Raw genomic sequence first — 12,553 nt, 5'->3', positions numbered from 1 at the left:
CTGTCCGGCGGCCCGCCGAGGCCGTTCGCGTACTCCCGGGGGAGTACGGGCGATCGCCACGCCGGGCGGACGCCTCCGGGACGGTGCGCGGTCTAGCGTGGCCGCCATGGACGACCAGCGAGCGGAGACGGGCGACGGGTCCCCCGGAGGCCGGGGCGGAACGGCGCACCGTCCTCCGTGGGCGAGGGGCCGCCGGGGCGGCGGGGAACCGCCGGGCTGGCTGACCGGTGGCAGCGACGGGGCGCGGGCCCGGCTGCCCTGGGTGTCCACGATCCTGATCGGCGTCGTCGTCATGGTCGGCTCGACCGTCGCCGCGCACAGCCAGGAGGGCGAGAAGGTCCCGCTCGACCTCTTCGCCCGGCTGCTCCTGCTCGCCTCCGTCGCGGTCCTGCTGTTCCGGCACCGCCGTCCGGTCGCGGTCGTGTTCGGTGCCTCGGCGGCCGCCACGGTGTACCTCGGTGCGGGCTATCCGTACGGGCCGGTCTTCCTGGCCGTGGCGGTCGGCTGCTTCAGCGCCGTCGTCGCCGGGCACCGCCGCGCCGCCTGGTCGGCGGTGGCCATGGTGTGGGCGGGGCACATCCTCGTCGGCCACTGGCTCTACCGCTGGCTGCCGCCGGACGGTGACAGCGCCCGGCCCTGGGGGCAGGAGGCCGGTGTGACCGCCTGGGTGGTGGCCATCGTGGCCGCCGCCGAGTTCGTCCGCGTACGCCGGGAGCAGTGGGCGGCGCAGCGCGCCGAGCGCGCCCGCGCGGAGCGGCGGCGGGCCGACGAGGAGCGGCTGCGGATCGCCCGCGAACTGCACGACGTCCTCGCCCACAGCATCTCCGTCATCAACGTCCAGGCGGGCGTGGGCCTCGCCCTCATCGACACCGATCCCGAGCAGGCCCGCACCGCGCTGACGACCATCAAGGCCGCCAGCAAGGAGGCGCTCGGCGAGGTGCGGCAGGTCCTGGACACCCTGCGCACCCCCGGCGACGCCCCCCGGGCCCCCGCCCCCGGACTCGGCCGGCTGCCCGAGCTCGTCGAGCAGGCCGCGAGCACGGGCCTCACCGTCACCGTCACGACCGAGGGCGAGCGGGGCACCGTGCCGCCGGGGGCGGACCTCGCCGCGTTCCGGATCGTCCAGGAGGCCCTGACCAACGTCGTCCGGCACTCCGGATCACGTACCGCCCGGGTCCTCGTCGGCTACGGACAGGGCCGCGTCCTGCTCCGAATCGACGACGACGGACCCGCCACCGGCACGGAAGCGGGCGGCAGCGGCAACGGACTGGCCGGGATGCGGGAGCGGGCCGCGGCCCTGGGTGGCACGATCGAGGCGGGAACCGCATCCGGCGGAGGCTTCCGGGTCCAGGCCGAGCTCCCGCTGACCGGCGGCTCCGACGGGCCGGCGCACCGGAAGGGGACAGCGTGATCCGCGTACTGCTCGCCGACGACCAACTGCTCGTCCGGGCGGGGTTCCGCGCCCTGCTGGACGCCCAGCCGGACATCGAGGTGGCCGGTGAGGCCGCCGACGGCGAGGAGGCGGTGCGCCTGGTGCGCGAGCTGCGCCCCGACACCGTCCTGATGGACATCCGGATGCCCCGCCTCGACGGCCTGGCCGCGACCCGCGCCATCACCGGGGACCCCGCGCTGGACGGGGTCAGGGTGATCATGCTGACCACCTTCGAACTCGACGAGTACGTCTTCGAGGCGATCCGCTCAGGCGCCTCCGGCTTCCTCGTCAAGGACACCGAACCGGAGGAACTGCTGCGGGCCGTCCGCGCGGTCGTCGGGGGTGACGCCCTGCTCTCCCCGGGCGTCACCCGCCGGCTGATCGCCGAGTTCGCGGCCCGCTCCAAGGAGCCCGTCGCCGCCGCCCTCGGTGAACTGACCGAGCGGGAACGGGAGGTGATGGCACTCGTCGGCATGGGGCTCTCCAACGAGGAGATCGCCCGGCGCCTGGTCGTCAGCCCGCTGACCGCGAAGACCCACGTCAGCCGCACCATGGTCAAGCTCGGCGCCCGCGACCGGGCCCAACTGGTCGTCCTCGCCTATGAGTCCGGGCTGGTGCGGCCCGGCTGGATGGGCTGATCCCCGGCAGGTGTCCGGCCCTTCCCCGTGGCGGAAGGAGCGCGTCCGCCGATCTCTCGCTCGGTGCCCCGGCGCCCGAAGCGCAGCAGCACGTCGACGACCCGGCCGAGGAAGACCACCCCGGCCGTGCACGCCGCGACCCTCACGAGTCCGGAGCCGGCCCGGCCCGAGGCGAGGAACGCGGGGGCACAGACCGCGGCGAAGGCCACCGCCGCCAGCAGGGCGGCGGTGACCACCGCGAAGACGATCTCGACGGTCATCGCGTCACGTTCCGCCCGGTCGCGGTCTCCCATCCCCGCAGTGTCACAGCCGGGGTGCCCGGCGGACAAGGCGCCCGGTCAGATGGCCGAGTGCTCCTGCCAGAGCCGGACGAGGTCCGTGTCACCGGTCGCGGGCAGGGCGTCGAGCGGGGCGCGGTTCCACAGAGCGAGGTAGAGCTGTCCGGCCGTGGCGGCCACCTCGCAGTCCGCCCGAGCCGTGTGCTCCGCCCGGTCCTCCGTCGCGTCCAGGCGCACGGCGGCCGGGGGTTCGGTGGTCAGCCGGACGTCCCAGACCGCGCCGGTGTCCGTGGTCCGTATGCGCAGCGTGCGCGGGACGTCGGTGCGCACGCGGCTCTTCGGACGGGCATGGAAGCCGCGCAGCAGCTCGTCCAGGCCGTCCTCGGCGTGGGCGGGTGCCACCGGGGCCGGCGTCCGGCCGAGCGCGGATTCGGCGTCGAAGCGGTGGACCCTCGTCTCGTGCGCCTGGCGGCGGGCCCAGAAGGCCAGCGGGGAGGGGGCCGGGAGGAAGGTCCAGCACTCCAGGTCCTCCGGAGCGTTCTCCAGCGCGGTGACCAGGTGCTGGTGTCCGGCGCGGAAGCGGTCGACGAGCGCGATGCCGTCGAGCTCCGGCACCTCGGTCTCGGGGACATAGGCGCGGTGGCCCTCGGTCACGAAGGCGGCGGCCCAGCGATGCACCGCCGCGGTGTGGTCGAGCAGATCACGCACCCGCCAGCCGGGGCAGGTCGGCACGGGCGCTCCGGTCCCCGCCTCCTCGGCCGCGTCGGCCATCAACCGGCCCTCGGCGGAAAGGGATTCGATGTGCTCCATGATCTTCATGGCTCGGATTCTGCCAGGGGCGCGCGGTGCGGGGACGAGGTTTTTCCGCCCCCGCACCGCGCACCCGGGCGGTGCGGGGGCGTGGAGGGAAAGTGGCGCCGCCGGGCAGGCGGGACTTTCAGAGAACGCCCCGGGCGGCCGTCCCGGAGCCGGACGCGTGGCGGGCGCCGTAGCCGAGCGCGGCGGCCGCCAGGGCCAGTACGGCGACCGTGGTGAGCGCCGTGGGCAGCGAGAACCAGTCGGTGAGGAAGCCGATCGCGGGCGGCCCCAGCAGCATGCCGCCGTAGCCGAGCGTGGAGGCCGCGGCCACCCCGCCGGGGCCGGCCAGTTCACCGGCCCTGCCGACCGCCACCGGGAAGATGTTGGCCAGGCCGAGCCCGGTCACCGCGAACCCGGCGAGCGCGAGCCACGCGTTCGGGGCGAGCGAGCCCAGCAGCATGCCGGCCGCCGCCGTGCCCCCGCCGACGACCAGGGTGCGGGTCTGGCCCAGCCGTTCGAGCAGCGCGGTGCCGCTGAGCCGGCCGGCCGTCATGGCCAGTGCGAACAGCGAGTAGCCGGCCGCGGCGACCCCGGGATGGGCGTCCAGGTCCTGTTCCAGATGGAGCGCGCCCCAGTCGGCCAGTGCCCCCTCGCCGTACGCCGTGCAAAGCGCGATCACGCCGAACAGGAGCACCAGGCGGCGCGTCCGTCCGGTCAGGGGCGAGGAGGCGGCGGGCCCGTGGCCCGCGCTGCTGCGCAGCGGGGTCCCCGAGGGGTGGCGCAGCAGGACCGGGCCCGCGAGGGCCGTGACCAGCAGGCCGACGGCCGTCAGGCAGAGCAGGTGCGCGGAGGGGGAGAGCCCGCCCGCGACCAGCCCGCCGAGCCCCGCGCCGATCATGCCGCCGAGGCTGAACGCGGCGTGGAAGCTGGGCATGACGGGCCGCCTCAGGGCGGCGACCAGATCGACGGCGGCGCTGTTCATCGCCACGTTCATGGCGCCGTACGCGCCGCCGAAGACCAGGAGGACCAGCCCCAGGGCGAGCGCCGAGTGGGTGCGGGCGGGCAGGGCGATGCTCAGCGACAGCAGGACGCCGCAGACCACGGTCACCGGATGGCTGCCGAACCGGCGGCACAGCCGCCCGGTCAGCATCATGGTGATCACGGCACCGGCGGAGACGCCGAGCAGCGCGAGGCCGAGGGTGGAGGCCGAGGCGCCGGTCTGCTGCTTGATGGCCGGGATACGGACCACCCAGCCGGCGAAGAGGAACCCGTCGAGGGCGAAGAACACGGTCAGCGCGGTACGGAGGCGTGTCGACGGAGGTGCGGCGATGGTGTCGCCCGGTCCCCCCGGCAGTGCCGTCCGCAGTTTGTTTAGTTGCGGCACAAACTCAGGATAGGGGTCGCCGGGCCATGGACGCAAGACGGCCGCCGGCCCGTACGCGCAAGGGATCCGGGGCCGCCGGTCCGCCCCGTGGAGTGCGGTGGTACGGGGGAGCGCGGCGGCGCAACGGCGCCCGCGCGACCTCCGGATCATGGGAGACTCGCCCCCATGAACGGCAAGGTGACCACCACCCGGACGAAGTTGGAGAGGGGCCGCAGCGCGCTCGGGCCCGCGCTGGAGCTGGTCCACACCGGACGCGCGCCCACCCGCGCCGTCCTCACCTCCGAGCTCGGTGTCACCCGGGCCACCGCGGGCGCCGTCGCCGCGGAACTGGAGGCGCTCGGCCTGATCCGCGTCGACTCCAGCCCCGGTTCGGCGGCCGGTTCGCAGGGCCGCCCCTCGCACCGGCTGGCGGTGCGCGAGTCCGGTCCGGTGGCCGTCGCCGCGCAGGTCCACGCCGACGGATTCCGGGCCGCGCTCGTCGGGCTGGGCGGCCGGCTCATCGCGACCGCCCCCGGCTGCGTCACCATCACCGCCGACCCCGCACAGGTCATCGGCGCCGTCGTGGACGACTGCGCGCGGCTGCTCCGCGACAGCGGACTGCGCTGCGTCGGCGCCGGTCTCGCCGTGCCGTCGGCGGTCGCCGAGCCGGAGGGAACGGCGCTCAACCCGCTGCACATCGCCTGGCCCGCCGGCGCCCCGGTCCGCGAGATCTTCGCCACCTGCGTCCGCGAAGCGGGCATCACCGGCCCCGCGTTCACCGGAAACGACGTCAACCTCGCCGCGCTCGCCGAACATCGCCACGGAGCCGGACGCGGCGCCCAGCACCTGCTGTGCGTGGCCACCGGGCACCGCGGTGTCGGCGGCGCCCTGGTCCTGGACGGCCGCCTGCACACCGGGAGTTCGGGGCTCGCGCTGGAGGTCGGCCATCTCACCGTCAACCCCGAGGGCCGCCCCTGCCACTGCGGCGGCCGGGGCTGCCTCGACGTCGAGACCGACCCGCTGGCCTTCCTCACCGCCGCGGGCCGCGCGCCGGGCCCCGAGGAGTCCCTCCTCAAACAGTCCGGTGACCTGCTGCGCAACGAGTACGCCGACCCGGCGGTCCGCGCCGCCGCCGAGGAACTGATCGACCGGCTGGGCCTCGGGCTCGCCGGACTCGTCAACATCCTCAACCCCGACCGCATCATCCTCGGCGGACTGCACCGCGCGCTGCTCGACGCCGACCCCGAACGGCTGCGCGCCGTCGTCGCCGACCGCAGTCTGTGGGGGCGCAGCGGCAGCGTCCCGATCCTGCCCTGCACCCTGGACCACAACAGCCTCGTCGGCGCGGCGGAGCTGGCCTGGCAGCCGGTGCTGGACGACCCCCTGGCCGCCCTGGCACAGACCGTGTGAGGCTCAGGCCGCCGGGGCCTCGAAGGCGAACGCCCGCGCCGGGTTGGCGACCAGGATCCGCTCCACGGTGTCCGCGCCCAGCACCTCGGTGAGCCGGGGCCGGAGCCGGCGCAGCAGGTGGGGCATGCCCGGGGTCTCCGGCACCGTGGTGTCGCCGCCCAGCAGGAGCTGCCCGGCGAAACCGTCGTCGGCGAGTGCCGCCAGTTCCTCCGGCAGCCGCCAGTCCGTCGCGTGGTGGGTCCGTGACGGGCCGTCGAAGGCGAGGAACGCCCCCGAGCGGGCCGCCTCCCGCTGGGCCGGCAGGTCGGGGGAGCGGCCGAGATGGCCGAGAACCACCCGGTGCGGCGGCACGCCGAGCGTGCCGCACAGCAGCTCCAGCACGTCGAGGGCGGCCGTGCCCAGCTCCAGGTGGACGGCGATCGGGGCGCCGGTGCGGTGATGCGCCTCGGCCGCCGCCGTCATGGTGAGCCGGGCGTGCGCGTCCACCGCGTGGAAGGCCCCGGCCACCTTGATGAGCCCGGCCCGGACGGAAGTGGAGCCGATGCCCCCGGTCAGCTCGGAGACGAACAGGTCCGCGAGACCGTCCCGGATCCCGTCGAGCAGCTCCGCCGGGTAGTGCACCGCCTGGTGCAGGCCCGTCGCCGCCACCACATGGGTCCCGGTCGTCCGCGACAGTTCCGCCAGCAGAGCGGCCCGGCGCCCCATCCCGTACGGCGTCCACTGGACCACGGTCCGGCCGCCGAGTCCGTGGAACGCGCGCAGCCGTGCGTCCGCCGCCACGGGGTCGTCCAGCTCCTGGCCGGGGAGCACGGGGCTGCGCAGGAACAGGTGGTCGTGGGCGTCGCACACCCCGAGCGCGTCCGGCGGGACGTCGCCGAGCACGGTCCGCACCACCGTCCGCGCACCGGCCGCCGCGGGGGAGCCCGGCCCGGCGGCTACCACTGGCGTCCGGCGCCCAGCCGGTCGCGTTCCGGGCGGTTGGTCCGCAGCACCTGGTAGCGCTCGCCCGGTTCGGGCGGCGGACGGTCCCAGAGCGTGAAGTGGACCAGCTCCCAGTGGCGGGGGTCGGCGACCAGCGCGGTGGCGACCGCGCCGGGCGTCCCGGCCAGGCGCCGGCTCTCCTCCAGGGCCCGTTCGACCTCCTCCGCCGGGGCGGCCGACGGATCCACGGCCGACCGCAGCCGGGTGGCCGTCCGGGGCTCCGCGGCGGACGCCGGGCCCTCCGCGTACGCCAGACCGGTCCAGTGCTGCACCGCCGGACGTCCGAAGTCCCGCACGATGCCCTGGAATCCGGGCCCCCAGAGAAACGCGTTCATCCCCTCGGGGCGGGTCCACAGGTAGAACGGGGCGTACTGGTTGACGGGGGAGTCCGCACCGCGTTCCCGGATCAGATAGGCCTTGATGCCGAGCCCGTCGAAGTCGTCCAGGAGATGCCCCCGGGTCGCCACCCGGTCGCGGACGACGTCCATGTCGTAGTCGGCGGGAAGCGTGATCTCGTACTGCATCGCGTGCATCGCGGCGGCCTCAGTTCGACGGGTACGTGGGGACGGCGGCATCGTCGTGCCAGTGGATGGTGGACCCGTCCTCGGCCGCCTCGACGACGGCCAGATGGGTCATGAACGTGTGCGGGGTGGCGCCGTGCCAGTGCCACTCGTCCGGTTCGATCCACACGGTGTCGCCCGCCCGGATCCGCTCGGGCGGCGCGCCCCGGCGCTGCACCAGCCCCTCGCCCTCCGTGACGTGGAGGACCTGGCCGTGCGGATGGGTGTGCCAGCCGGTGTGGCCGCCGGGGGCGAAGTGCACGCTGAACATGCGTATCCGGGAGGGCGGTGCGGGCTCGGCCACCGCGTCGAGCCAGACCGTGCCGTTGAACTGCGCCGCCGGACCGGCCTGGGTGGCGGGGCGGTTTCGGGTGATGTGCATGCGCGAAAGGCTCCTGGAGAGGGTGCGGTGTACGGAGAAGGGCTCAGCGGGTGCGCGGGGCGAGCAGGGCGAGCAGCCCCCGCACGGCGGCGTCGAAGGCGTCCGTCGAGCCGGAGGCGCGGGCCAGGACGTAGCCGCCCTGCACGGTGGCGACGACGGCCGAGGCGATCTCCTCCGGCACCAGCGCCCCGTCGAACTCGCCGCCGTCCAGCCCTTCCTGGACGATCGCTGCCAGCCGGCCGCGCAGCCAGGCGAGCGTCTCGTCGACCGGGGCCCGCAGCTCGTCGCTCGCGACGATGTCGGGATCCATGGTCAGCCGCCCCACCGGGCACCCGCGCAGCACATCGCGCTCGCGCAGCAGATAGCCGGAGATCCGCTCGTACGCCGATCCGGGCCCGTCCAGCGAGCGTGCCGCCGTCGTCCGCATCTCCTCCGCCGTCCGGCGGATCGCGGCGAGCGCCAGATCGGGCTTGCCGGCGAAGTGGTGGTACATGCTGCCCTGGCCGGCGCCCGCCTGCTGCTGGATCGCCTTGGGGCTGGTGCCCACGTAACCCCGTTCCCACAGCAGTTCGCGGGTGGCCTCGACGAGTCGGTCCGAAGTGCTCATGGCGACACTGTACATACTAGTTGGTACAGAAACCAGGGAATGCGGCCCGGTGGCCGGCTACTCCCGAGGGGGTACGCGGACGGCCGCCGGGCGGACGACGACGCGGCACCCGGGGCGGGGGCAGGCTCGGTGACAAGGGAAAACCTTCCCTCCGTACCGTGACCCGAGGAGCTGACCGAGATGAACACCCTGGCCTATTCCGGCGGACCCGGACCCTGGGTCCTGCTCTTCCCGCTCGTCTGGGCGGCCGTCGTCGTCGCCGTCGTCACGGTCCTGCGCCGCACGGTGTGGCGCGGCCGCCGCGGCCCCTGGCAGGGCCGCGCCGTGGCGGGCGGCCCCGGTGAACCCTCACCGATCGCCCTGCTCGGCAAGCGTTTCGCCGCCGGGGAGATCGACGAGGACGAGTACTGGCGCCGGCTCTCCGTCCTGGACGAGAGGTTCGGCCCCCGCGACGGGGACGGCCGCGGCTGACCGCCGCCCGCCCTCGGGCGGAACGCGTACGGGGCACCCCGGGTGGGGCGCCCCGTACGCGGCGCGGTTCAGCCGACGACCACCGACCGGGCCGCCGAAGCCGGGACGGTCTCGGGCGCCATCGGACAGGTGAGGTCGAACGGCCCGTCGGTCGTCGCCCCGTACAGGGCGTGCGGCGCCTGGGTGACCAGCGGGGACGGGGTCGGCAGGGTGAACCAGACGACCTTCCCCGCGCCACCCCGGGGGCGGACGCCCCAGCTCTCGCTGACGGCGGCGATCAGGGCCAGGCCGCGTCCCGACGTACTGGACTCGCTCGCCTCGCGCACGGTCGGCAGCCGGGGGTCGTGGTCGTGGACGGACACCGTGAGGCGTTCGAGCAGCAACTCGACCTCGACGGTGCACGTCTTGTCCGGCTGCGCGTGCCGGTGGACGTTGGTCAGAAGTTCGGTGACGCCGAGGGCTGCCTGGTCGATCAAGGGATCGAGATGCCAGAAGCGCAACTGCGCCGAGATGATCCTGCGGACCTGACCGATCCGCGACGGCAGGGCCTGGAGCTCCACCGTGCAGTGCCTGCTTGGCTCGCTGATCACGGCTGCGACTCCCCGAAGTAGTCCGGAAGAAGACGAAGGAACGGATCCAGCAGATGGCTGGCCGCTGCGGGCGGCCGGCGACGCGGTCTCGCTGTCACCGCCGGTCGACCTTGAGTGACGTGACTCCAATGTCACCCCGCGTCGGCGACCCCGCAACTCGCGGTGGCCCCACGGCCCCGCTCCGTCAGCCCGTCACGCCGCGCGCCCGCCGTACCGCCTCCAGGAAACGCCCCACGGCCCCCGCCTCGTCCGGCTTGTCCGCGCGCCGGGGCATCGTCAGCCGGTACCGCCTCCCGTTGACCCGCGCCACCGTGGCGTCCTGCCCCGCGAACCAGGGGCGCCCGGCGCTGACCGTCCCCGCCGGGGCACTGTCGATCTCCCGCCCGTAGCTGGTCAGGAGCGACACCCGGCCGTCCTTCACGGTGACCTGACCGGCCCGGGTGACCGAACGCGCCCACCGGTCTATACGGACACCCGTCTCACTGAACTCCGCTTCGCGCACGGCCCCTTCGCCCCCTTCGTCTCTCCCCTGGAGGGAGTCTGCCCAGCGCACGCCGGATCCACCAGGGCGCATCGGGACGGACGCCCACCTTCCGGGCGGCCGGGCCGCCCGCGACGCCAAGGCAGGGCTATGGACCATCAAAGTCAACGTTTGTGCAGGTGGGGGGCATATCGTGGGCCCCGCCGGGACCGGCCGTACGAGGAGAGGCGCGCTGATGAACACGAGTGAGCACGAGCACGGCGGCGAGGCCGCGGCGACCATCGACATCGATCGCACGGACCCGGAGTACCGCGCCTGGCTGAAGGAGGCCGTCCGCAAGGTCCAGGCCGACGCCAACCGCTCCGCCGACACCCACCTCCTGCTCTTCCCGCTCCCCGCGAGCTGGGGCATCGACCTCTACCTCAAGGACGAGTCGACGCACCCCACCGGCAGCCTCAAGCACCGGCTGGCCCGCTCGCTGTTCCTCTACGGGCTCTGCAACGGCTGGATCCGGCCCGGGAAGCCGGTGATCGAGGCGTCCAGCGGTTCAACGGCCGTCTCCGAGGCGTACTTCGCCAAGCTGATCGGCGTCCCGTTCGTCGCCGTGATGCCGCGCACCACCAGCCCCGAGAAGTGCCGGCTCATCGAATTCCACGGAGGGCGCTGCCACTTCGTCGACGACTCGCGCACGATGTACGAGGAGTCCGCCCGGCTCGCCGCGGAGACCGGCGGCCACTACATGGACCAGTTCACGTACGCCGAGCGGGCCACGGACTGGCGGGGCAACAACAACATCGCGGAGTCCGTCTACCAGCAGCTGCGGCTGGAGCGGTATCCGGAACCGGCCTGGATCGTCGCCACCGCCGGCACCGGTGGCACCTCCGCGACCATCGCGCGGTACGTCCACTACATGCAGTTCGACACCCGCATTTGCGTCCCCGACCCCGAGAACTCCTGCTTCTTCGACGGCTGGACCCACCACGACCCGCACGCCACCAGCGACTGCGGGTCCCGCATCGAGGGCATCGGCCGGCCCCGGATGGAGCCCAGCTTCGTGCCCGGGGCCATCGACCGGATGATGAAGGTGCCGGACGCGGCGAGCGTCGCGGCCGTACGCGCCCTGGAACGGGCCATCGGACGCAAGGCGGGCGGCTCCACCGGAACAGGGCTGTGGAGCGCCTTCACCCTGGTCGCGGAGATGCTCGCCGAGGGCCGCACCGGCAGCGTCGTCACGCTGATCTGCGACCCGGGCGACCGCTATCTCGACAAGTACTACTCCGACTCCTGGTTGGCTTCCCAGGGCCTGGACATCGAGCCGTACACCCGGACCATCGACCGCTTCCTGGCCACCGGCGCGTGGCCCGGCCCGGCACGCACCACCGGCTGACGCACCGACGGCTCCCCGCCGCACGCGCCGTGGCCCGCGCGGCGGGGCCCGGACCCGGGCTCAGGCCGCCGACGACGCGAGCCGCCGGTCGAGCCGCCGCACCGCGTCCCGGAACGAGCGCCCCACCACGGGCCGCCCCCGGCCGAGAACGAAGCGGAACACCGGGGAGCCGCCGGCGGCGAACGTCCACTGCACCCGGGTGCCGCTCCCCGCAGGCGTCAGCCGCCACTCCTCCACGAGCGCGTGCAGCCCCGGGGCGTTGGACCGGTCGATCCGGTACGCGTAGCGCTCACCCGGTTCGGCGGCCACGATGGTCTCCGCGAACGTGATCCCGCCCTGGAGCCGCACCTCGCGCCCCGCCCCTCCGTCCGTCGGGACCGCCTTCGTGACCTGAGTGAACCAGCGGGGCCAGCCCTCCACATCGTCCGCCAGGGCGCGGTACACGACGTCCGGCGGAGCGGACACCTCGGCGGCGAACACCAGCCGCAGGGGAGCGGACTCGACGAAATCGAGTCCGACGGGGCGAAGCAGGCGTGCCATGGAACGCACCTCCCGTGCGGACGGCGGCGGACGGGCCGCGCACACCATAGCGGGCGCACCGCCAGAAGTCGCCGTACGCGGCACGGCGGACCGGCCGGAGCACCGCGCCCGCCCGCACCGCACGGACCGGTTCAGCGCGTGTGCGGCGGCCGGTCGAGCACCGAGTCGAGGACCCGGCCGAAGACCCGCCCTCCCGCGCGGACGACCAGCGGGTCCGCCCAGCGCGGCAGCAGCCGCACCCGCAGTTCCTCCACCCACACCACACGGGAACCGGAACGGGTCGGATACACGTCGATGGCGGCCCGGCCCAGCACCACCCGGCCCCGCTTCTCCAGCAGGCACATCCCCGCGCGCCCGCCGGCCGGCGGCGACCACCGCACCACTTCCATCGGATCGTCGAACGCCAGCGGTCCCAGGCCGGTACGGGCCACGAACACGGTGCCGGTCCGCGTCGGCCGACCGTCGGGCACGCTGATCGTCGTCAGCGGGACCTGGGCGGCGTGCCGTTCCCAGTCCGTCACCCGGCGCCAGGCCTCGGCGGCGGGCAGCGGGGTGCATCGCTCGATACGGAAGACGGCCACGGAACGATCCTAGGACGTCACAGCCCCCGCGCGCGCTGACCGGAACCCGCGCCC

16 protein-coding genes are annotated in these 12,553 nt (G+C 74.4%); 5 read left to right on the top strand and 11 right to left on the bottom strand.

The window, feature by feature from the left end:
- Positions 1-106 precede the first annotated feature (106 nt).
- Positions 107-1,411 (top strand): sensor histidine kinase, encoded by a 1,305-nt coding sequence (locus tag ACFVDM_RS07445; RefSeq protein ID WP_383634399.1) that lies wholly within the window; start codon positions 107-109, stop codon positions 1,409-1,411.
- A complete protein-coding gene (locus ACFVDM_RS07440) occupies positions 1,408-2,070 on the top strand; it encodes a response regulator (protein WP_383634397.1) in 663 nt (220 codons plus the stop codon). The genes ACFVDM_RS07445 and ACFVDM_RS07440 overlap by 4 nt, the downstream gene beginning before the upstream one ends.
- Here the strand turns inward: ACFVDM_RS07440 and ACFVDM_RS07435 are convergent.
- From ACFVDM_RS07435 to ACFVDM_RS07425, 3 genes are all read right to left on the bottom strand, one after another.
- A complete protein-coding gene (locus ACFVDM_RS07435) occupies positions 2,031-2,363 on the bottom strand; it encodes a DUF6332 family protein (protein WP_383634395.1) in 333 nt (110 codons plus the stop codon). The two genes, ACFVDM_RS07440 and ACFVDM_RS07435, sit on opposite strands and share 40 nt — an antisense overlap.
- 45 nt (positions 2,364-2,408) lie before the next feature.
- Positions 2,409-3,167, bottom strand: a complete 759-nt coding sequence (locus ACFVDM_RS07430) for a maleylpyruvate isomerase family mycothiol-dependent enzyme (RefSeq protein ID WP_383634393.1) — start codon at positions 3,165-3,167, stop codon at positions 2,409-2,411.
- A 118-nt stretch (positions 3,168-3,285) separates the two neighbouring features.
- Positions 3,286-4,530, bottom strand: coding sequence for an MFS transporter (locus tag ACFVDM_RS07425; protein ID WP_383634392.1), 1,245 nt, complete (start codon positions 4,528-4,530; stop codon positions 3,286-3,288).
- 165 nt (positions 4,531-4,695) lie between these two features.
- On the opposite strand from ACFVDM_RS07425, the gene ACFVDM_RS07420 reads away from it, so the two are divergent.
- Positions 4,696-5,919, top strand: coding sequence for an ROK family protein (locus tag ACFVDM_RS07420; protein WP_383634390.1), 1,224 nt, complete (start codon positions 4,696-4,698; stop codon positions 5,917-5,919).
- Positions 5,920-5,922: 3 nt separating this feature from the next.
- Here ACFVDM_RS07420 and ACFVDM_RS07415 read toward each other — a convergent pair whose 3' ends face one another.
- Genes ACFVDM_RS07415 through ACFVDM_RS07400 form a run of 4 tightly spaced genes read right to left on the bottom strand, consistent with a single transcriptional unit; the run spans position 5,923 to position 8,449 of the window.
- Complete coding sequence (locus ACFVDM_RS07415; protein WP_383634465.1) at positions 5,923-6,810, bottom strand: phosphotriesterase; 888 nt, start codon at positions 6,808-6,810, stop codon at positions 5,923-5,925.
- Between the two features lie 44 nt (positions 6,811-6,854).
- Positions 6,855-7,433, bottom strand: coding sequence for a DUF4865 family protein (locus tag ACFVDM_RS07410; RefSeq protein WP_383634388.1), 579 nt, complete (start codon positions 7,431-7,433; stop codon positions 6,855-6,857).
- A 10-nt stretch (positions 7,434-7,443) separates the two neighbouring features.
- Positions 7,444-7,842, bottom strand: a complete 399-nt coding sequence (locus tag ACFVDM_RS07405) for a cupin domain-containing protein (RefSeq protein WP_383634386.1) — start codon at positions 7,840-7,842, stop codon at positions 7,444-7,446.
- A 43-nt stretch (positions 7,843-7,885) separates the two neighbouring features.
- Positions 7,886-8,449 (bottom strand): TetR/AcrR family transcriptional regulator, encoded by a 564-nt coding sequence (locus ACFVDM_RS07400; protein WP_383634384.1) that lies wholly within the window; start codon positions 8,447-8,449, stop codon positions 7,886-7,888.
- Between the two features lie 180 nt (positions 8,450-8,629).
- Here ACFVDM_RS07400 and ACFVDM_RS07395 point away from each other — a divergent pair, with 180 nt between their 5' ends.
- Positions 8,630-8,920, top strand: a complete 291-nt coding sequence (locus tag ACFVDM_RS07395; RefSeq protein WP_383634382.1) for an SHOCT domain-containing protein — start codon at positions 8,630-8,632, stop codon at positions 8,918-8,920.
- A gap of 68 nt (positions 8,921-8,988) precedes the next feature.
- Here the strand turns inward: ACFVDM_RS07395 and ACFVDM_RS07390 are convergent, their stop codons facing one another.
- Both ACFVDM_RS07390 and ACFVDM_RS07385 read right to left on the bottom strand, forming a co-directional pair.
- The gene (locus ACFVDM_RS07390; protein ID WP_383634380.1) at positions 8,989-9,510 is read right to left on the bottom strand and encodes an ATP-binding protein; all 522 of its coding nucleotides are present in this window, start codon (positions 9,508-9,510) and stop codon (positions 8,989-8,991) included.
- Between the two features lie 184 nt (positions 9,511-9,694).
- Entirely contained in the window at positions 9,695-10,012 is a 318-nt protein-coding gene (locus ACFVDM_RS07385) for a hypothetical protein (RefSeq protein WP_383634378.1), read from the bottom strand.
- A 214-nt stretch (positions 10,013-10,226) separates the two neighbouring features.
- Here ACFVDM_RS07385 and ACFVDM_RS07380 point away from each other — a divergent pair, with 214 nt between their 5' ends.
- Positions 10,227-11,378, top strand: coding sequence for a PLP-dependent cysteine synthase family protein (locus ACFVDM_RS07380; RefSeq protein WP_383634376.1), 1,152 nt, complete (start codon positions 10,227-10,229; stop codon positions 11,376-11,378).
- 60 nt (positions 11,379-11,438) lie between these two features.
- On the opposite strand, the gene ACFVDM_RS07375 is transcribed toward ACFVDM_RS07380, so the two are convergent.
- Together ACFVDM_RS07375 and ACFVDM_RS07370 are read right to left on the bottom strand one after the other, a co-directional pair.
- Positions 11,439-11,918: an SRPBCC family protein gene (locus ACFVDM_RS07375; protein WP_383634374.1), complete on the bottom strand. Its 480-nt coding sequence runs from the start codon at positions 11,916-11,918 to the stop codon at positions 11,439-11,441.
- Positions 11,919-12,049: 131 nt separating this feature from the next.
- Complete coding sequence (locus ACFVDM_RS07370) at positions 12,050-12,499, bottom strand: SRPBCC family protein (RefSeq protein WP_383634372.1); 450 nt, start codon at positions 12,497-12,499, stop codon at positions 12,050-12,052.
- Positions 12,500-12,553: the final 54 nt, after the last annotated feature.

This window comes from Streptomyces sp. NPDC057682 (genome assembly GCF_042799575.1).
Taxonomy (GTDB): domain Bacteria; phylum Actinomycetota; class Actinomycetes; order Streptomycetales; family Streptomycetaceae; genus Streptomyces.
This window is presented reverse-complemented; position numbering and strand designations above follow the sequence as displayed.